The 21240-nt window shown below is 68.1% G+C and carries 11 protein-coding genes; 4 read left to right on the forward strand and 7 right to left on the reverse strand.

The window, feature by feature from the left end:
* The first annotated feature begins 69 nt into the window (after positions 1-69).
* Positions 70-2304, forward strand: a complete 2235-nt coding sequence (locus AKJ09_RS05610) for a leucine-rich repeat domain-containing protein (RefSeq protein WP_146646146.1) — start codon at positions 70-72, stop codon at positions 2302-2304.
* 10 nt (positions 2305-2314) lie between these two features.
* On the opposite strand, the gene AKJ09_RS05615 is transcribed toward AKJ09_RS05610, so the two are convergent.
* Positions 2315-4957, reverse strand: coding sequence for a hypothetical protein (locus tag AKJ09_RS05615; RefSeq protein ID WP_146646147.1), 2643 nt, complete (start codon positions 4955-4957; stop codon positions 2315-2317).
* Between the two features lie 311 nt (positions 4958-5268).
* On the opposite strand from AKJ09_RS05615, the gene AKJ09_RS05620 reads away from it, so the two are divergent.
* Complete coding sequence (locus AKJ09_RS05620; RefSeq protein WP_169927278.1) at positions 5269-6429, forward strand: FIST signal transduction protein; 1161 nt, start codon at positions 5269-5271, stop codon at positions 6427-6429.
* Positions 6430-6439: 10 nt separating this feature from the next.
* Here AKJ09_RS05620 and AKJ09_RS05625 read toward each other — a convergent pair whose 3' ends face one another.
* The 3 genes from AKJ09_RS05625 to AKJ09_RS05635 form a co-directional block, all read right to left on the reverse strand.
* On the reverse strand, positions 6440-7372 hold the full coding sequence (locus tag AKJ09_RS05625) for an RluA family pseudouridine synthase (RefSeq protein ID WP_146646149.1): 933 nt from the start codon (positions 7370-7372) through the stop codon (positions 6440-6442).
* A gap of 136 nt (positions 7373-7508) precedes the next feature.
* Entirely contained in the window at positions 7509-8549 is a 1041-nt protein-coding gene (locus AKJ09_RS05630; protein WP_146646150.1) for a serine/threonine-protein kinase, read from the reverse strand.
* A gap of 94 nt (positions 8550-8643) precedes the next feature.
* On the reverse strand, positions 8644-9561 hold the full coding sequence (locus AKJ09_RS05635; RefSeq protein WP_169927279.1) for a hypothetical protein: 918 nt from the start codon (positions 9559-9561) through the stop codon (positions 8644-8646).
* A gap of 129 nt (positions 9562-9690) precedes the next feature.
* Between AKJ09_RS05635 and AKJ09_RS05640 the strand changes: the two genes are divergently transcribed.
* Positions 9691-10932, forward strand: a complete 1242-nt coding sequence (locus AKJ09_RS05640) for a serine/threonine-protein kinase (protein WP_146646152.1) — start codon at positions 9691-9693, stop codon at positions 10930-10932.
* A 3-nt stretch (positions 10933-10935) separates the two neighbouring features.
* Here AKJ09_RS05640 and AKJ09_RS05645 read toward each other — a convergent pair whose 3' ends face one another.
* The 3 genes from AKJ09_RS05645 to AKJ09_RS05655 form a co-directional block, all read right to left on the reverse strand.
* Positions 10936-14541, reverse strand: a complete 3606-nt coding sequence (locus AKJ09_RS05645) for a hypothetical protein (protein WP_146646153.1) — start codon at positions 14539-14541, stop codon at positions 10936-10938.
* The gene (locus tag AKJ09_RS05650) at positions 14538-17501 is read right to left on the reverse strand and encodes a serine/threonine-protein kinase (protein ID WP_146646154.1); all 2964 of its coding nucleotides are present in this window, start codon (positions 17499-17501) and stop codon (positions 14538-14540) included. The genes AKJ09_RS05645 and AKJ09_RS05650 overlap by 4 nt, the downstream gene beginning before the upstream one ends.
* A 454-nt stretch (positions 17502-17955) precedes the next feature.
* Positions 17956-19773, reverse strand: coding sequence for an HAD-IC family P-type ATPase (locus tag AKJ09_RS05655; RefSeq protein ID WP_146646155.1), 1818 nt, complete (start codon positions 19771-19773; stop codon positions 17956-17958).
* A gap of 888 nt (positions 19774-20661) precedes the next feature.
* On the opposite strand from AKJ09_RS05655, the gene AKJ09_RS05665 reads away from it, so the two are divergent.
* Positions 20662-21237 carry a hypothetical protein gene (locus AKJ09_RS05665; RefSeq protein ID WP_146646156.1) on the forward strand — a complete coding sequence of 192 codons (576 nt, stop codon included), beginning with the start codon at positions 20662-20664 and terminating at the stop codon, positions 21235-21237.
* Positions 21238-21240 lie beyond the last annotated feature (3 nt).

Below are 21240 nucleotides of genomic sequence, written 5' to 3' on the forward strand. Positions count from 1 at the left end.
CTCCCCCTCCCTGACAGGTGTCCTCCGAGCGGAATCACGGCACTCTTACGCCGCAAGGAGCCAGGCACGATGACCGAATACACCGTCGTATCCGCCGAGCATATCGAAGCCGACTACTCCGTCTCGACTCAGGTGGACTACCCCTTTGCGGACTTCGCCGACGAGCAGGAGCAGCGCCTGTACAAAGGCGGGCTGCGCGTCCAAGGCGACTTCGAGTCCGAGAGCGACGTCGACTGGAATCCTTACAACATCGTGGTCGACGGCAACCTGATCGTCGATGGCACGGTCGACTGGTGCGACTACGGCTCGGGGTGCTTCGTCCTCGTCACCGGCAACATGCGTTGCAAGAACCTCCTCCTGCAGGGCTGCCCCACCATCGTGGTGCGCGGAAGTCTCGAGGTCGAGAACGCCATCCAGGGTCACCACGGAGACGACGGCGGCTACTTGAAGGTCGGTGGAACGACCAAGGCGAAAATGATCGTCAACACGCTCTACTTCAACATGGAGTTCGATTCAGCGCCCGAGGCACTCGTCTGCGGCGATCCTCACCGGATGACCTGCCCGGTCGATTTCGACGATAGCGAGCTCGGCGAAGTCTTCCTTCCCGAGTGGCTCGACGATTCCGGCATCGACGAGCGCAAGGTCCAGAAGGCTCTGCGAGAGGGTCACGATGTGCTCCGGCCCGGCGTTCGCCCGAGCCACCAGCTTGCCCTCGAGAGCATCGAGAGGCTCATCGCGGCGGGCGCACCGGTCGAAGAGCTCGATCTCTCGCAGAAGAAGCTTCGCGGCTTTCCAGCGCGCGTCGTGGAGCTACGAGGCCTGAAGCGTCTCTCGCTGCGAGGAAACGACCTTGGGACCATCCCCGACTCCATCGCGAAGCTCACCGAGCTCGAATCGCTGGACCTCGCGGAGACCGGGCTCGAAGCCTTGCCCGACGCCTTCGCGGATCTCGGTAAGCTCACCACGCTCGACCTATCGAGAAATCCGTTCGACGTTCTTCCTCCGGTCATCGCACGCCTCCCCTCGTTGCGTGTGCTGCGCGCGAACATGCTGGTGGGAGCGGACATTGATGCGCTCGGCGACGCGGCGAACCTCGAAGAGCTGGAAATCAGCTATTTCAAACCAGGCGGCGGGGTGAAGCTCACGCCGTTCCCGCGTGCCATTCTGCGCCTCTCCAAGCTCCGTTCGCTCGACATCTCGAGCGCCGCCATCTCCGACGTGCCCGACGACATCGCCAATCTCTCGGAGCTCGAGACGTTGAACCTCGATGGGTCGCTCGGTCACCTCGAGCGTCTTCCGCCGCTCCATCGTCTGCCCAAGCTTCGCGCGCTCCACATCGCCGGCGGCGCCAGCAATACGGGTAAGTACGCGCCTCATGCCCTCTACGACGGCGTCTGGGCCATCACCACGCTCGAGCACCTCGGGATCGATCGGTACGGCGAGGAGAAGAGTCGTGGCGCCGTCATCCGGCCCGCGCTGCAGGCACTCCCCGACGACGCCTTCGCGAAGCTGCCGAACTTGAAGGTGATGGATCTCTCCTTCAACGACTTCACCCGATTGCCCGAATCGTTCTTCGCGCTCACGAAACTCGAATTCGTCGATCTCCGTTATACGAAACTCGACAAGACGACGCTCGAGCGCCTGCGCACCACCTTCCCTCGGGTGAAGCTCGATCTGCGGAACGTCGAAACGCGCTTCGACGTCGACGACCCGAACTGGAAGGCCGTCCACGCGTTGGTGAAGGCGGCCGCCGGCAATGCGTCGAATGACAAGCCCGGCGCGGTGGCCGGGTTCGAGGCGGCGCTGGCCCTCTGCACGCCCGGCGCCTGCTTCTCGGATTACGACGAGCTCTACGCGCTCTACGGACTCGTGGATGCGATGGGCCATACGAGACTGCGCTCCACCGGCGCAGAGAAAGAGGCGCTCGGCGAGAAGATCATCCACTACGCCACCATCGCCCTCGAGCGCGTGCCGGCTCCCGGCATGATCTGGCACTTCACGAACGAAGGTGCCTTCCAGGAGGAGGTCACGCGACGCGCCGGCAATGCCCTCGCCTGGATGCTCATGGAGCGCGGAGAGCTCGAACGCGCCATCTCCGTCGCCGACCGCGCCATCTCCGTCGGAGGAATGACGGGCTACATCAAGGACACCAAGGTCCGCATTCTCTTGAAGGCGGGCCGCGACCACGATGCCTATCTCATCGTCGATCGGATCCTCACCGAGGATCCGAGCTTCGGTGACTTCCAGGATCTGAGAGCGTCGCCGGCGTTCCAGACCTGGCGAGCGGCAAACCGCGCTCCTTGAACGACGACTCTTACTTCTTCTTCGGCGCAGGCGGTTCGACCGGATGTGTCGATTCGAATCGAAATCCGCGCGGCACGAGCGGCTTGCCCATGGCGTACAGCGTAGTGTCTTCGTAACGCGAACGCGGCGGCGTGGGCGTGCCGGCCCGGAACATGGCACCTGGGGTGCCCGTTCCGCGGTCGAGAACGACGGCGCGGGTGCAGCCTGCATGCATCAACACGGCGGCGAGTTCGCTGGTGTTGGTGGGCGCCTTGGAGCGAACGACCAAAACCTTCCCTTGCGGACCGAGTCCGAGCGCCGCGACCGCACGGGCGTGGCCGGCGATCTCTTTGCCTTCGTCGAGAAGGAGTGGAAGCTCCACGACGTCCGTGTGTGCGGGCACCGAGCCAATTTCCTTGGCGTTCACGATCGAGAGCTGACCGTCTTCGGACGTGACGAGAGCGCCCATGCGGTCGCCATTCGACATCGGAAGCGCCACGCGTCCATCGGTGACGAGACCACGCGTGCGCTTCGGTTCGGCGGTTCCCAGGTTCAACGCGAGGATGACGCGATGAGCGTCGTCGGCGTCGAGCTCGTGCGCGCGGGCGGTACCGGTCTTCGCATCCGGCTCCTTGGTGCCCGCTCTTGCACGGAACGTCGCGCGCGCAGGTTCGATCTCGAACACCTCGAGCCCCGCCGCCGTGTTCGCGCGCCACAGACCGGGCATCCAGGCCGGCGCCGGCTGAACGCCCGGGTCCGGTTCCCACTTCGCGCCATCGAGCGCAGCAGGCGTGGGATCGTGGAGGGTCAGATAGAAGAAGTCTTTCGGCGCGTATTCGATGTAGCGCGCCGTATCGATCTCCATCTGCGTGGAGAGGAGCTCCGATTTGTAATTACGACCTTTGAGCTCGGTAATGTTGGTGAAGATGAATCCCGTGTGATGCGGATTCATATCGAGATGCATGCCGTAGATGCATCCGGCCATCTTCATGGCCTTGCCGAGCGTGGTTGCGCTGACGTCGTCGCCCCAGGCGTACATCAGGTGGCCCGCGCCGTTGACGCAGATACCCGAGCGCTCCGTCTGCATGCTCGTGCCCGGCAGCGTGAAGCCCCACTGCGCGCGACCGAGCGGATTGACCTTGTCGTGGTCGAGGAGGGGATCGAGGTTCTGGCGGAACGAGAGAATGTCGGCGCTCTCGAGATCGGCGATACCGCCGACGTCTTTGTTCGTGCCCCACGAGCCCATGCCGACGCGGCCATCCTTCGTGACCACCACCGTCGCGGCGCCGGCAACGGGCGGAAGCAACACGCGCTTCTTGAGCATCATGCCGTAGTTGCCGTGCTCGGTCTTGAAGCCGCCGTTGAACGCCGCGGCGATGCGCGTGTAGACGGCGGGGTCGCGCGGGATGCGGCCGGCGCCGGGCGGACCGGTGAGTGGCTTCGGATCTTCGTTGCCAGCCTCCATCTCGAGGTCGAGCTGGCGCATGTCCATCGCGACGAGAAGGACCTTGGCGTAAGGCCGCTCCTCGTCGGGCCGCACGAACGTCCGATAGAAGGCGGAAGGCGCGGCTTCGGCCCCCGCAGGCACAGGGATCTTCTTCACCCAGGGCTGCTTCGGCGCTTCCCACTCGCCTTCGCCAGGCTCGGGCGTCTTCCACATCGAACGAATCGATGCGGGTGGCCAGTGGCCCACGTCGGCGCCTGCTTGAGAACCATCGAGGACACTCGGCGCGATCGGCGCGGGCCCATCGGTGGCGAGCGCATCATCGCCGCCCGACGTTACCTTGAACGCCGTCTGTTTGAGCGTATCCCGCAGAGCGAACGTCTTCTCTTCGAGCCACGCAATCGGCGCCGGACCAATCCACGGAACGGCGCGCACGGTGTCGACCGCCCAAAAGACGAGGCGCTTGGGGAGGTGGCGGCCCGCTTCGGCATGAAGGCCGGCCACGGCACCGCTCGCGAGCTCGCCCTTGCCGAGATCGAGCCGTGCAAGCCGAGGGCGATCGTTCGAACGCGGATCGTCGGCGAGGGTGATGTCGAGCGACTGTTCGCCCATGGCCAGACCAACGCGCTGAGCCGGCGCTTCGAGCGTGATGTCCGTACGTGCGATGCCTGCGCCGCTTCCCGTCTGCTGGACGTTCGTGACCCACGCCATCAGGCGGTCATGGAGCTTGGTCGTGACGTTCTGCGCGCCTTCACCGGCGACGTCGAGAACCGTCACGCTCTGTTCCTGACCGAACGCAAAGGTTGCGTAGGCCACGTGCGTGCCGTTCACGACGAGCGCGTGATCGTCGCCGAGCGGCGTGGACGTCAGGTTGTGCGCCGAACCGACCGAGAGCGGATGCCCTTCGGGCGAGAGCCGCACGCGCGCACGGTAGAGGTCACGCGGGCCACCCGGCCGGTCGCTTCCGAGGAAGAGCACGAAGCGACCGAGAAGGAGATCGGAGGCAGCGCCGCCCGAGGGCTCCCAGCGAATGTCCACCGGCTCCACGGAAACGCCTGACGCTTCGCCGAGCTCACGCGCGAGCTCGGCAGCATCGCGCGGAACATTGCCCGCGGTGGCGAACGAGCCCAGCACTCCGGCGAGAGCGATGCCGAGGAGCAATGGGCCGCGGCGCTGGAGCAGCGCGAGTGCGGACGACGGGTGAGGCGACGATCCTTCAGGCTGCGGCATCGAAGAGGAGCACGACGGTTCGGAGGTCTCGCTCGAGCTTGGGGGCTCGAACGCTGCCCGAACGAATCGCGGTGCGCGGCCCAAAAGTCAAGCATTGTGGGTCGCGGCGCACATGGCCATGGTTCTTGGGCGTGCTCGGACTCTGACTCTCTTACTCGTGCCGTGATCGTCGCGAGGCCTCGTCGCCTTGACGACGGAGCGAGGTGTCCGCACGCGTAGCCTCCGGGGCGGGAGTGATGTTTGTATTCGGCAGTGGCGTGAGTACGGCCGCGTCTGCGGCTTTGGCGGGTCGCGAGGCGGCCCAACAAGCAATGAAGGGGCTGGATGGGCGTTCGCCGACGCTCGCCGTGGTGTTTGCCTCTCGCAAATACGAAGACGTCGACGAGGTCGTGCGTGCCGTCCATGCGGTGACGGGTCCGGTCGCGTTCGTCGGGGGAACGTCTGGCGGACGTGTGCTCGGCCCACGCGCGGATGCGCCCTTTGGCGTCTCGGTCGTGCTTCTCGGCGGTGACGACCTCGACGTGAGCGTTCGCTCGGTGGAGGTGAGCTCGACCGATCTGCTCGAGGTCGTTCCCATCGCGGAAGAGATCGCGCGCGATGCCGACGAGGCCGCCAGCCGGGGGTACGAGAACTACGCGTGCCTCGTCTTCGCGCCGGGCTTGTCGATCGACGGAGAGTGCCTCGCGGCCGCCGTTCGCAAAGGCGCAGGAGCTCGAGCGCAGCTCGCTGGTGGGCTGACCGGCGACGACCTTGCGATGGACGACCGCGCCCTCGTCATCGCCGAGGGCGAGCTCCGGTCTGCCGCCGTGGTCCTTTGTGGCATCTTCTCGAAGCGCGCGATCGGTATCGCCGCGCGACACGGCTCGCATCCCGTCGGTCCGATCCGAACCGTCACTCGCATGGAGGGTCGCGTACTCGTGTCGCTCGACGACCGACCTGCGCTCGACGTGTGGCTCGAAGATGCCCGGCAGGCGGGCGCGGAGCCACCGGCGGACAATCGCGACGTCGCGTTTTACCTCGCGAACCACTACGACCTCGGGATCGTTCCCGGTCCGCTTCGACAGAGCTCGCCACCATGCGAGCGAGAGCTCGTCGCACGCGCCCCTCAGGCGATCGCCGACGATGGCGGCGTCACGCTCTCGGCCTCGATCGCCGAAGGCACGCACGTTCGCGTGATGAACACGAAGCCGGAAGACAGCGTGCGCGCGGCACGCGAGGCCGCGGCTCTCGCGCGGAGCCGGGTCGACGGTCCGATTGCAGGCGCGCTCGTCTTCCCTTGCTCGGGCCGACTCGCGACAGGCCCCGCCTTCGCGGAGGAGATCTCGACCATACGGCACGAGATCGGCGCGCCCATCGGCGGCTCGTGCGTTTACGGCGAGATTGCGCGCAACGTGAGCGACGCGGACGCGTTCTTCAACTCGACGACCGTGATCGTCGCCTTCGGCGGCCCCCCCGAGGCTCCCGCCAATTGACGGCGCGCCCTCAGCGGACGAGCTTCGCCATGTCCTCGGGGAGCTCCGAGACCACGTCGAACGCGAGCTCCTTGTTGCCTTCGCCGTCCCAGGCGACGCGCGCGGCATGCAGGGCGTGGCGCGCGAGCCCGGAGACTTCTTCGCCGCCGTAGAGCGTGTCGCCGACGAGCGGATGGCCGAGCGCCGCGAAATGCGCGCGGAGCTGATGACGGATGGCGCGCTTCGCCTCGGCGCGAACGAGTGCCCACGGGCCCACACGCGTTTCGACCTGATAGCGCGTCGACGCGGCGCGCGGCTCGTAACGGATCACGTCGCGCGGGTGGATGCAGGGATAGACGCGCCGCTTGTCCTTCGGGTGGTTCGCGATCGGATACTCGATCGTGCCTTCGTCCGGGAGGCCCTCGCTCTTGCAGACGAGGAGGTACTCCTTCTCGATCTTCTCGTCCTTGAGCGCCTCGCGCAGCGTCTCGAACGCGTCGGCCGTGCGCGCCGCGACGACGAGCCCGGACGTCTCGGTGTCGAGGCGATGGACGATGCCGGGCTCACGGGCCGAGTACCCGATGCCATCGAGGTCTGGATAGTGGCCGAGCAGCGCGTTCGCGAGCGTTCCCATCTCGCCTTCGCGGAGCGGCGCGGTGGGCTGGCCGGCGGGCTTGTCGACGACGAGCACCGCGGCACTCGCATGACGCACGACGAGCGGAGCTTCGGGCTCGGGGAGACACGGCGAGTCACCGCTCTTCACCGCAGCTTCGTCGATCGCGATGATGTCACCCGTCGCCACGACGCCGCCCTTCGCCAACGTGCGCCCGTTCACGCGCACGTCGCCCCCCTCGATGGCCTTCTTGACGCGAGCCCGCGATGCGCCGGGCGCAAGAGCAACGACCGCCTTGTCGAGGCGGGCGCCGTTCAGAGTATCGGGGACGGTGAACTCGAGCTTCGCCATGAGACCGCGCAGTCTAGAGCAGCACCCGACAGAAAGCCTCGATTTCGCGGACCAATGCGCGCACGAGGAGTACGAACGGAGCAGGAGCTGAGCCGTTCCCCCGCCTGTGGCCCTGCTCGCCGCGGGCTACGCCCCCTCAGTCGGCCTTCTCGTCGGATGCGCGCGGGGGCCTGGAAATCCCGTCCGGCGTGCCTGGAATCCCCGAACCGGCGTCGGCCAAACCTGCCCGCTGGCCCTCGACTTTGCGAGGACGAGACGGCGGCGGCAGCGCGAACGTCCGAAGGCTCGCCTTGAAGTCTGCAGTGACCTCGTCGTCGCCGCGTGCCCCCGGCATGTCCGGCATGGCGGCGTAAACGGCACGCCGGAAGGCGAGGCGCATCTCGGAGACGGTCTGCCAGCGGTCCCTCTTGTCGAAGGCGAGCGCGCGGTCGACGACGCCGGCGATTCGATCGTCGATCGACTCGTCGACCCACGCGAGTGGACGCGCCTGCCTCGTCGCAGCCGTCCAACGAAGAGCAGCGTCGTCGTCGGCCTCGTGCACGGCATGGCCTGAGAGAACGGTGAACAGGAGCGCGCCGAGGGACCAAATGTCCGAGCGCCGATCGATGGCGACCATGGTTTCGGCCGCAACCTCGGGGGACATGAACGCCGGAGCGCAGGCGAAGACACGCGAGGTACCGAAGTCGAGGAGCCGGAGCTGTCCCGAGTCGGTCAGGAAGACGTCGTGGGGTTTGAAATCCCGATGCACGACGTCGGCCGCATGAATGGCTGCCATCGCGCTCGTGAGCTCCTCGACGATCGGCGAGAGCTCCGTAAGCGGAAGCCGTCCGCCATACCGGACGCGACGTGCTTCGAGCGTCTCTCCCTCGAGCAACTCGAGAACCAAGTAGACGCGGCCGTCTTCGGTCACACCGTCGTCGTCGATGCGTAGGACCGAACGATGGCGGATCGTGTTCGCAATGCGCGCTTCTTGGACGAGGCGCGTACACGTCTCCGCATCGGGACAACGCGATGCGTGAAAGAGCTTGAGCGCTGCGCGATGGCCGTTGCGATGCGTGACCTGCGTGACCTGCGTGACCTGCGTGACCTGCGTGACCAGGTACACGTCCGAGGTCATCCCTCGACCGAGGAGAGCATCGAGTCGCCACTTACCGCCGATGACGTTCCCGATCCGCATCGCGCGCGAGTCGCCCCCTCGGCTTTTTTATCGCATGCGGCTTAACAGCTGCACAAGGGAACGAATTTGGCGACGAGGTGCGAGCTTTCAGGCATCAGCCTCGACCCCAGGCCTCGAGCCTCATCCGATCACGCTCGAATAGGAACGGGGCCACTTCGTCGAGAGACCCGGTTTTCGTGCAGGATACACCTAGCCGGCGCGCCGCTTGCTTGGCGACGGCTGCCACGATGGGATGCGGGCACTGTGTCAGCGCGACGAGCTCGGGGGCCAGCTCGGAGGCATGGATTTCGGCCGCGACGATGGCCGCAAACGCCCGAGGGTCGGCGGGCCTCGGGGTCCGATCGCGGAGAACACCGCGGAGCGCTTCCACCGCCACCGGCGTCGCCGACCGAGCGGAGGCCATCCGATAGCCGGCGGGTGGGAGCTCCAGCCGGGCGGCGGCGTTCGACGTCGCCAGCCAATCCGACGCCGACGCCAGGAGCGCCTCGCAGCTCGGTTCGCTCGGCTCGAGGGCGTCCCCGAGGGTATCCCCTTCGAGATCACGCGCGAGAGGCATGGCCTGCTCGGTGGCGTAGAACGGCAAATAGGCCACCAGCCGTTCGAGCGGTGCGTCGAAGTCCGCCTCGCCTTCGAAGCGATCATGATCGGTTTCGACGATGACGCGACTCGATGGCGTCGCCCCCACGAAGAGGGTCGGCGCTCGCCAGGTCGCGACGTCGATCTTGCGAACCGCCGCCCACCGCAGGATGCGTGGGGCGTCCCCCGCGTCAACCAGCATTCCCCACGGCACGATGGCCATGCTCGTGGCCCCGGGCGTCGAGCGCTTGCCCCCCTTGCCACGCAGGGCGAACGCGGAGATTGCCGATGCAATCGCCCCGAAAGCGAGAGCGTGACGTGCGTCGAGGCCATGCATGGCCAGCGTCACCCCCGCTCCTAGACCGAACGCCGTTGCCGCCACCCCGCAACGGCGCGCCGGGATCGGCTCCAATCCGACGTATCGGAAGTCCGGCACGGGAGCGAAGAGGAACGTGGCTGATCCCACACATCCAACATGACGCTTGGACCGGCGTCAGACCAGCTGAGCTGGACAATTTGCCTCGTTTTCGTACTTCGCCCGCGTCCACGCTAGGCTAAGCGCGTCGTGGCGACCTGCGTTCAGTGCAACTTCACCATCCCGGAAGGGTCGGCGGTCTGCCCGCAGTGCCGCAGTCTGCAACCGTCCCGGGCGCAAGGTCGCACGCTCGGCCCCGGAACCCACATCGATCGCGGCTACGGGAAAATCGTCGTCGACGCGCGTATCGGCGCCGGCGCCATGGGCTCGGTCTACCGCGCGTGGATGTTCTGGGACCCCAAGGGTCCGCGCGGCCGCGAGAAACCAACGCCGCTCGCCTTGAAGCAGCTCAAACCCCAGGCAAGCATCCAGCCCGAGCTCCGCGCGCTCTTCCAGAACGAGGCCGAGGCGCTGAGGCTGCTCGCGCACCCCAACGTCGTCCGGTTCTACGACCTCTTCACGTGGATCCCGACGATGGCCGGCGTTCCTCCAAATCCGGCCCTCGGACCGGCGAGCTTCACGCCCTCGTCGGGAACGGTGCTCTCGCCGATTCTCGCCATGGAGTACGTCGACGGCGACACGCTCGAAGACGTCATCGCGCGGAACGTCGCACGGTCGAGGCTCGCCGGAGCAGGCACGCTTCCGGGGCTGTCGTTCCAGCGCGCCTGGTACTACGTGCAGCAGCTTCTCGGCGCCCTCGCCGCCGCGCACGCCATGGGCATCGTCCACCGCGACGTGAAGCCCTCGAACATCATGATCCGACGCGACGGGATCGTGAAGCTCACCGACTTCGGCATCGCGCATCTCGTTCGGCCCACGCACGGGCTCCGCGCGCCCTCGCCCCAAGAGCTCGCCCCCGGCACCGGCGCCTACATGTCGCCCGAGCAGGTGCTCGGTCACCCGCTCGATGGCCGAAGCGACTTGTATTCTGCAGGCATCGTTCTCTACGAGGCACTCTCCGGCCGGACGCCGTTCCTCGCGAACGAGAAGAGCGAGTTCGCCATCCGCATGGATCAGGTCGAGACGCCTCCCCCGCGTTTTTGTGCGCTCGTCCCGCAGGCGCCGCCCGTGCTCGACCAGCTCTTCGCCCGCGCGCTCGCCAAGGACCCGGCGGCTCGTTTCGGTAGCGCCATCGAGATGGGCGACGCCTTCCGCACGGCCCTCGGCCTGCCGAGCACCGTGGAATGGCGGGCGCAGGGCGAGATCGCGCAGGTCGCGCGAGGCGTGCAAACCCAGCATGGCGTGCCCGACGCGCAGCGCGCGCACAAGCTCGCGACGCTCCGCCAGGTCGTCAATCAGGCCTATCGAACGCAGCCCCTCCGCGCGCGGTGAGCGTCAGCTGAGCTTCGCCTTGAGGGCACGAACCTCGGAGGCCGCCTCGCGATGGTTCGGCGTCACCGCGAGGAGCTCGGTGAAGTCGGCGAGAGCCTCCTTCAGACGGTTGGTCCGCACGAAGAGCTTGCCGCGATAGAAGAGCGCGCGCTCGTTGGTCGGATCGTCGCCGAGGACGTCGTTCATGGTGACGATCGCCTCTTCGACGACGGCAGGGTTGCCGCCGAGCGACTGCACCCACGCGAGAAGCGAGCAGTAGTCCGCCTGGAGCGGATCACCGTCGACGGCCTTCTGCGCGAGCTGGAGCGCGGTCTTGAGATCGTTTCGCTGGAGGGCCACCTCCGCGAGCCGGAAGTGCGTCATCGCCTCGAGCGCCGCTTCGGCATCGGCGAGGCCGTCGTCGTTGATCTCGGTCCCCGACGCGCCGGTGGGAGCGAAGAGATCCGGCGACGGACCGATGGCGATGGCAGGACCGATCGCGATCGGAGCCGGTGCGGCGCTGGCCTTACCGGGAGACGGAAGAGGCGCGCGCGATGGCCCGGCAGGAGCCGGACGGCCCGACGGTGCGGGCGAAGGCGCGGGCATTCCAGCCGCCGGACGCACCGACGGAAGACCTGGCAGACCTCGCCCGAGACCGCGACGCAGATCGGGCGCCGGGAGCGCAATGGTCTTCATTGCATCCGACGGGTCGTCGTCCACGTCAGGCGCGGGAGCAGGCTGGGCCGGCGGAGGGGCAGCCGCTCGGCGCGGGTCCGCGGCGGGAGGCGAAGACACCGCAGGCCTCTTCGCGATCGGCCGAATCTGCGGCGCCACGATGGGTCGCCCCGCTTGACCAGGACGCGCGGCAGGGGCCATCGGACGGGCCTGCGCTGCGGGTGGGGCCGCTTGCACCGGCGTGCTCGGACGAACGGAGGCGGGGCCCTGAACCGGCGCGCTAGGGCGCACCGAAGGCGGAGACGGCGACACCGAAATGGGACGGGCGGCAGGCACGGAAGGCACGTTCCTCGCGCGCCCCTGTACGGCCATGGGCCCTTTCTTCTGTCCCTTGAACGCGAACTGACGCGTGACCGCCAGCGTGTACACGAGGGACGAGACCGTCTCCTCGTCGGCGATGCGAACAGCGAAGAGCTGAGAAAGCTGGAGCTGCTCGCCGCGAATGGCATCGAGCACCACCTGCTCGTCGGGCTGCATCGAGAGGCCGTCGAGGGCCGCGTCGGGGTGCAGAACGAGCGGATGCTTGCCGATGCGATTGAGCGTGGCGCGAATGCGCGCACGATCGGCCCAGTTCCGAACGCTCGCGAGGATGCCGTTCAGCGGCGCGCTGACGTCGACGTCGACGCCGCCCCAACCTTCGAGCAGATCGACCTCGCGGTAGTACGTGTACGAGATGTCCGGCGAGAGATTCGCGAGGTGCGCGATCTTCTGCAGGAGCTGCGTTTCGATCGCCCACGCAAGCGCCTCGCGCGAGACGAGCTCGTCACCGACGAGGTATTCGCCGAGAAGGATGCCGAGGTGGTGCGCGCTGGTCACGGCGTGTTCGAGCGTGTCCGCGTCGATGGCGCCGCCCTCGAGCAGGACCTGACCGAGCAACGCGACCGGCTCGTGGAGCCGGATCTTCGTGGGAATGCCCTCCACGAAGTAGATGGTGTCCTCGCCCGGACCGCCCTCGAACACGACGCTACCGGTGAGCGCGTGATCGAGCATGTAGACGAGCACGTGAGGCAGCGGCGTTGCCGCGAGATTGCCTCGTGCCGTAGCCTCGCGCCCGGGACGCGTGGACGGCGTTGCTCCACGCACGCCGGTTCCGCTCGGAGTGCTTCCGCGATCGCCGTCGCGCAGCGCGTGCGCCGGAGGCTTGAGCGAGTCGTTGATCATTCGGCCCATCGCTTCCGCGACAGCGGAAGGCGTGGAACCGTTCGAGGGCATCGAGTCGCCGGTGTGCTCGCCCGAATCCTGATCGGTGTTGGCGAGGTGCTCCTGAGCGGCCGGCGGGGCTGGCGGGGCTGGCGGGGCTGGCGGGGCTGGCGGGGCTGCGAGGATCTGCGTTCGCGCGTCCGCCATGGGGGCCGACGAGAGCGACGAGAGCGGCGGGGCCGAACGAACGCGCGGCAGCGGCGCGGGCGCCGGCGGCTCCTCGTGGACGTACGAGTCGGGCGGCGGGTCGTGGCTCGGCGCGAGCGCGAGGCCCTTCTTCCACCCCTCGACGCTGACGACGCGCACCACCGTGCGACGCGGGTCTTGGGCGAGCTCGACCTCGATCCCTTGCGTGCGCGCACCACCCGCATCGGACAGGATGCGGATGCGAGCCTTGTCGCCTGCGCCTCGCGAGCCGCGAATCACTTCGGCGAGCTCACCGGTCGAGAGCTGGACCACCGTGCCGAGCGGCAAGAGGCCGAGCGCCGAGATCAGCATGCGCAGGACGATGCGGTCCTGCGGCTCCTTCAACTCTTCGGCGAGCTGCGCGACCGCGTAGTCGGCGGTGGGCGGCGGAAGACCGGGCTCGGGCGTGAGCAGGTCGTTGTAGCGCCGCGCGACGGCGATGGTGCTCGCGTGGAGCGTGGGCGGGCGTGCTCCCCAATAAACCGGGCCGAGCCACGTGCGACGGCGAAGCCACAGCGCTTCGAACGTGAGCACCGTGCGCGCGATCGAAGGCTCGTTCACTCGACCGAGCGCGGTGAGAACGGCGGCCGAACCTGCCGCGAGGCGATCTTCTTGGTCCTCCGAGAGCGACGACGGCCCCGCCATTCCCGGCATCGCCGGTCCGGAGGCCGCCGCGAGGGCGAGCGCGCGCGGACGAGAGACGTCGTGCATCATCGCCGCCATCGCGAGCTGCGAGAGGATCGCGCGGTCGTGCGTGACCTCGCGCGCCATGGAGACGGCGAGGATTGCCGTATTCACGGCGCGGCCAGCTTCGTCGAAGTTCGCGTTGCGCACCTCGGTCACGCCGAGGAACGCCGGTGTCGAGCCCTCGGAGAGGTCGACGAGGCTCTGCGCGATGCGCTTGATGCGCCGCGGGAGGATGTAGCGGCTCGAGGAGAGGTCCTCGAAGAAGCGCCGCATGATGACGACGGCCGACGCGTACGTACGGATGATGCGCTCGTCCGGCGACAGGTCTTCGAGCTCGAGACCGCGGAGGCGCGCTGAGTCCGCGACGGGGCGGAGGCGAATCTTCGGCGTGGGCGAGCGGAAGCTTCCCGGGGCCGAGCGGAAGCCGATCGAGATCTGCTCGGCGAAGGCGAGGAGTTCCTCGCGCGTCACATCGCGCTGGATGTAGAGCTCGGAGCCGCCCAGGCGCTCGAGGATGTCGCCGAGCTCGCTCGCCGCCTCGTACGCCGCGCGGGAGCCCTTGAGGAGCTGGCCCGCGACGAAGACGGCCTTGTGGGCGAAGAGCGCGTTCACGTTCGTGCCCGAACGCAAGCAGTAGTCGCCGATGATCTGGTGCGTTTGCTCGAGCTGGCGCGTGAACGCCTGGTTCGTCAGGTCGTGCACCTGCGCGAGCTTCGCGAGGCGGTAGACGGCAATGACGACGCCGGCGCCGAGCTCGCGCGCGTGCTCGCGACGGACGAACTCGCCCGCGTCGTTCGTCACGATGTCGAGGCGCATCGTCATGCGGACGCTCCTCCGTGCGATTGGACGAGGCGCTGGCCGATGCGCTTGGCGGCGTTGCCGGCGGCGAGGCGCGTCTCCTCGGACACGCCCCAACGCGACTGCGAGAGCTCGAGAAGCGCGGACGCCACCTGACGCGATCGCGAGAGGTCACCGAGCAGCTCGGCCGCGAGCGATCGGGTCGCCTCGCGGTTGTCGCTCACGATGACGCCGCCCTTCTTCGCGAGATCGAGCACCATGGGCTCGCCTCGCTCGGGCACGAGAACGAGGCACGCGCGAAGCAGCTCGCGGCGCTCGTCGTTTCCGAGCTCGTTGAAGGCCTTGCCATTGATGATGCGCGCCACAGTGGCCCACGTACCACGCATCTGGTAACGCGTGGCCGTACGCAGCGCCGCGAGGCGCACGATGGCCGACGCGTTGTCGAGGAGCCCTGCAAGCTCGTTCTGCGCGTGCTCCGCGGACGGCGCGACGTGCACCCGAGCTTCGGTCCGGGCGTTGATGTCTTCGCTCTGGGCGAGCTGATGAAGCGCCTGGTGCGCCCCCGGCGTTCCGAGGCGTGCCAAGAGCTGGATGAGGGCCGACACCGTGTCGACGTCGCTGCCAGGGATGGCGGCCGCGAGCTCGTGTTCGCGCCCGGCGGCATACTGCTCGACGAAGCCGACGAGGACGCCGCGAAGCTCGGGGTGCGTGACCTCGCGCACGTTCGACAGAACCGTCTGCAGCTCGTTCGGCCCGAGCGCCCCCAAAACCATCGCGAACGAATCGAGCGCGCTCGGATCATCGCGCAGGCGCTTGAGGACGATCTCGAGCGTCTCGCCACCGAACATCGCGTTGGTGAGGGCCGCGACCAGCTTGCTCTGGTTCTCCGGTGCCTGAACGCGCACGCACAGGCGCTCGACGAGGGCGTGGTTCAACTGCACGGCGACGTCGATGCGGCCGACGACGGCGAGGTCCGCCGTCGACTTGCGGAGCGATGCGAGAACGAGAGGCGCATCGCGGTTCGAGGCGGCGTCGAGATAGCCCTCGATGAGCGCGTCGACATAGCGCTCGCTCCACATTTCGCGGGCGATCTCGAGCTGCCCCGCGAGGTTGCCACGCGCACCTTCGTCGAGCGCGAACGGCGAGCGCTCCTTGAGCTTGCCGAACGCGCCCTCGTCGGTCGAGAGCGCCATGGCCTTGGCTTCGATGCGGCTCGTGTTGTTGCGCGCCGCATCGGAGGCGAGGTTTTCGAGCTCGTCGGCCTCGCCGTAGAAAGCTTCACGTTCCGAGGCGTCGCCTTCGGCGAACGCATCCACGCATTCCCAATGCACGTGCGGGAGTGCCTTCTCCCAGAACGACGCCGCGAGGTCGTCTTCCGGAGGCAAGTCGCGCCCCGGGTCGAGCAAGCAGAGCGCAAAGAACTCGCGCATCTCTTCGAGGCTGACGCCCGGTTCGATGCGGAGGGTTCGCATACCGCAGGCGAAGAGGTTGTACGGAATCGCGTCGAACGGCGCCGTGGGCTCCCAGACGGTGTGCCCGAGGGTCATCAGCGAATACGGGCGGAGCGTCCAGCTCGAGACCGTGGGTTGATGACGAAGCGCTTCGGAGAAGCCCTCGAAGCACGTGCGAAGCGCGCGCTCCGTCGCCGGGTGCGCCCACCCGAACTGACGAACGCTCGGTAGCAGGCGATCCCAGTGCTTCATGAGATCGCGCAGCGTCTGTACGCGCGGATCGTTCTCGGGGACTTCGACGGCGATGGGGCCCGCGACCGGCGCACCGGACGGCGCCTTCGCCATCGGGGGCGCGTACCCGAGCAACGGATCGAAAGCCGGCGGCTGCACCGGCACCGACTTCGACACGGAAGGCGCCACGCTCGGACCGGACATGCCGGACGACGGCGTCATGGCCGTCCCGACACCCGAGGTCGACGCCGACGTGAAGGATGGAGCGGGGGCCGCGGCAGGAGCCGGCTGCGCCATGGGCGCAGGCATCGCGGCGAGTACAGGCGGCGGCGGAGCGGCCAGGGCGATGGCAGGCGGAATGGTCGGTGCGGGAGGCGCGACGACCTCGAGGGGCCTCGGCGGCGGGCGGGCCGCGAGCGGCTGAGCGCCCTGCGCAGCCATCAGCGCGAGCAGTGCACGCTGCATCTCGCGCGCGTCCTGGTAGCGATTGCGCCGGTCCCATGCGAGCGACTTGTCGATCGCCTTGATCAGCTCGATGGGCAGCTGCGAGGCGAGACGCGCCACCGATGGAACCGGCTTCGTGGCCGCCATGACGAGCGCTTCCTGCTCGGTGCGGCCGTTGTTGATGCGATGGCCGGTGATGAGCGCGTGCATCATCGCGCCGACGGAGAAGAGGTCGGCGCGGCCATCGAGCTGGTCGACGAGGCCCATCGCCTGCTCGGGCGACATGTAGGCAGGCGTTCCGAGCGCCGTGCCCGTCGCTGTTCGCTCGCTCGTCGCGTCACGCATCTGCGCGACGCCGAAGTCGAGGACTTTGATCTCCTCGTCCTTGGTGATGAAGATGTTCGCGGGCTTCAGGTCGCGATGGATGACGTTGATCGCGTGACACGACGCGAGGCAGTCGACCACGCGCTCGCAGATCTGGAGCACGCGCCCGGCAGGCATCGTGCGCCCGCTCTTCTTCCAGGCGTCGCGAACCGTGTCTCCCTCGAGGAGCTCCATGATGAGGAAGGGTTCGCCTTGCTCGGTCTCGTCGTCGTCGAGGACCTGGACGGTCGCCGAGTGGTTCACCTTGTTCGAGACGTAAGCCTCTTTGAGGAAGCGCTCGCGAATGACCTTCTCACGCGCAAAGTCGGCGTGGAGGATCTTGAGGGCCGCGCGCTGGCCGTTTCGATGCGACGCGGCAAAGACCGCGGCCATACCACCGACGCCCAGGAGGCCTTCGATCGTCCACTTGCCCTTGATGACGCTGCCCACCCGCGCAACGGGGCCTGCTTCATCGCCGGCTTTGGAAGACTTCACGAGATCGGCCACGCGCGCTCACCATTCATCGGTCAAAACAGGGCCGAAGCGGCTCGGTGTCCCCCGACGCCGTCTCTCTCTCGAAGGGTCACGAACAACGTTGAACCTCGAACAGATACGATATCGGCACACGAAGGGCCGGTACACCCCAATCAGGAGCACCTCGATGCGAAGCCGGGGGCTCGCCACCCCGCCCCCCGCCGGGACTCGCCTTGCCTCGCCTCGCCTCGCCCCCTCCGCCTCGCCTCGGCCCGGTCCCGAACTTTTCTGGCCTTGACGTCGGCCTTCGTCCGACGGGTCCACCTGACTGGCCACTCCGCTCTGCACATGCCTGCGAGAATGGGTCGGGCGGGGGTCGGTACGAAGTCGTGCGGGTGTCGGCGACTGTGGTTTTTCCCATCGGTTTGGCCGTCCGACGACCATAGCCCTCGAAAGCTCGACCGGATACTCGGGTTCAGGACGTCGGTTCCGAGCTCGGCACCGGCGCCCGGAGGGTCTGCGTGGGCTCGCGGACGATGGCCAGAACGCAGGCGGCCGCCAAGACGCCCATGACGGGCGCGAAGACCGGCGGGGCGATGCCGAAGGCGATCCCCAGAAGCGAGATGGCCTGCGCGCCTCCGCCGACGAGGATGGCACTCTTCGCTCGCTCGCGACATGCCCGGGGAACCGTGAGTGCCAGGGCCGCATCGCGGACGTCGTCCGAGGCGAGCGCCACCCCCCATTCGCCGGGCGCCGAGCCCGCTGCCCCCATGGCGACCGAGACGTCGGCCGAGCCGAGCGCGCCGTCGTCCGACGCGGCGTGACCAATCGCAGCGATGATGTGGCCACCGTCCGCCAGGGCCCGAACCTCGGCTCCACGATCGCTGGGGAGCACCTCAGGGCGGACGTGCTCGATGTCGAGCGCCCGCGCGATGGTCTCGCACGTCTCCCGCGCTTCGCCGCTCAGGAGCACCGGCTCGATACGTGCATCATGCAAACGCTGAACGGCAGCACGAGCGCCAGGACGCAGGCCGTCTTGAAGCGCCAGCAGACCGACGAGGCGACCGCCGAGCGCCACGAGAAGCACGCTGCGGCCCTGCGCTTCGAGCTCCGACACCCGCGCGTCGGAGACGGCCACGCTGACCTTCTCCTTCAACAGGAAGGCGCGGCTGCCGACGATCACCTTGTCGCCGTTCGGCACGAGTGCCGTCACGCCAAGTCCCTCGCTCACGAGCGCCGACCGAACGTTCTCCGGACGTACACCACGCGCACGCGCCTCGCCCAAAACGGCGGCTGCGAGGGCATCGGCCGCAGCCATTTCGGCGCCCGCCGCGAGCGCAAGAACGCGATCGACCTCTCTGCCCGGCGTGGCCTCGATGACCACGATCTCCGGTTCACCGAGGAGGATCGTTCCGCGCGAGCAAACGACGGCGACGTCCGCGCGCGCTGCGACGTCGAACGCGCCGGCGTCTTTGTAGACGATGCCCCGTCGCTGCGCAGCGACGTGGCCGCGTGCATGCGCCAGCGCCGAGGCCGCGACCGCGGCCACCGCCGAGAGCCCGAACGCGCCGGCGCACGCCGCGATGACGACGTCGGGCCAGGCAGCGTTGTTCGCATAGGTGGCGCCCGCGACGACGAGCGCGGCGACTGGAACACCGCGCTCGACCATGCGTCGACCGACGACGACGAGCGGTGCGGCCACTTCCACACGCGCCGCCGGCGAGCTGGCGAGGCGGACCCACGCACGCTCGCCCGCCGTGAACGTCGCGCGAACGCGCAGACGTCCCGACACCACCGATGCTCCCGCGACTACGGCGTCGCCTTCGCGCTTGGTGATGACGGCAGGCGAGTCGACGAAAGGCACGACTTCGGCTTTGCCCGCTGTCACGATGCCGTCGACGCCGATCGTCTCGCCCGGCTCGACGAGCACCTGCTCGCCCGGCTTGACCTGCGACGCATCGACGTCTTCGGTTTCGTCGCCGGCACCGACGAGGCGCACGCGAACGGAGAGACCTGCTGCATCGCGTGCGCGCGCGGCATCGACGTCGCGACGTGCGCGCGTGAGCAGGAAGTCGACGAGCAGCGCGCCCGCCGCCGCGAGCCCCACGAACGAGGCATACGCATCGACGCGCGGATTGGAGGCGGCCCCAGCACGCGTGACCACTGCCACGGCGGCCGCGATCAGTATCGGAACCGTCGTCACGAGCGCCGACGGCTCGCTTCGCTCCCGCGAGCGCAAGACGTTCTGGAGGACGAGGACGAACGCCGCCCCGAGCGCGAGCGGCAAACGCATCTCGGACGCGGCATCCCCGCGAGCGACACCACGGCCGCGAGCACGCCCGCACCAATCCCGAAAATGGGAGCGAGGGCCTTGAGGTGACGCGCGAGGGAAACGGGCGGCGACGGCGACGACGACGACGGTGCCGACGACGACGCGAGCAGCGGGGAGCGGGACGGCGCCGGCGATCGAAGCGTGGACGGCGCGTCCGTGTACGCCTCGGCCTCTTCGTCGTCCGTCTCGTCGAGCACCTCGTCCGGCGACGGGCGGGCAGGCGACGACGGCGGAGGCGACGGCTCAGCTCGTTCGCCGTCGAATTCGTCTTCGCCCTCGATGAGCCCGGCTCGAGCTCGTCCGTATTCCACCGACGCCGGCATCGGCGACGGCGACGGAAGCGCGGCGAGGGCGTGGGCTCGGGCTCTTCCGTCCGAATCGCGCGGCCGGTGGAGACCGGCGGCTCGCGGCGTGGCGACGGCTGCAGGCCGCTGATGACGATGGGCGCGCTGTGGACCGAACTCGCGACAGGCGGCGGATCGGCCGTCATCGCGTCGAGCGCTCCTCGCTTGGACGACACGTCGACGTAGAGAGACTTGCAGGTGGCACCGCAGAAATAGCGGAAGCCACCGTCGACAATCGCCACGTGCCCTGCGCGCAGCGGATCGATCGGTTTGTCACAACCAGGGCAGTTCGCCGTCGTCGACCGAGAGGCGTCCATTCGCCCCCAAGCCGATGGCCTTCGAGACGCGCCGTGTCAAGCGTTTCGGTGCAAACGTCGCGTTGACGCCCTGTCCAAGTGCCGTGCGTAACATCACGATGTCGTCGTCAAAATGGCAGGTTCGGCATCCGTCAAGACCTGATGCTCGATGGATCGGGTGCGGCACGGGCCCTGCTTGATGCTCGCTCGTGAACCTCTTCGACGCCCTCGCGACCGTCACCTTGCTCGTCGCCGCCCTCACGGCATGCCGGACTTCGCATACGAAGACGGCCCAGCGCGCCGAAACCGCTCTCATGAGCCAATGGATGACGAGCTGCCACCTTCCGTCCGAGGCCCCGAAGGCGGTCTCCCCGGACGCGCCGACGTCCACCCCGAAGATCTACGTGGAGCTCCTGATGCTCGAACGCGCTTCGAGCGATGGCGATCCACTCGCCTCACCACGACGTTCGGCGGGTCTACTCGTCGCCTCGGGCGTCGCCGCGAACTACGACGCGAACGGCGAGGCCGGGCCCCTTGCGGTGGCCGCGACGCTCGCGCCCGACGCCGCGCACGTCGCGCTCGACGTGCAGGTCGAAGGTCAGCGCATCACGCACGACGTGATCCCTGGCGAATCGGTTCGCGTGGATCTTCCCTCCAGCGCGAGCACGACCGCCATCTTGACGGCCTACGTGATCCGCTCGAACGACGACCTCGCCGAGCTCTACGCGTGCAAAAAAGAGCACGCCAGCCACATGCGCAATGTGGCTGGCGAAGCGACGCACTAGCCT

Origin of the sequence: Labilithrix luteola (assembly GCF_001263205.1) — a bacterium.
GTDB classification, from domain to species: Bacteria; Myxococcota_A; Polyangia; order Polyangiales; family Polyangiaceae; genus Labilithrix; species Labilithrix luteola.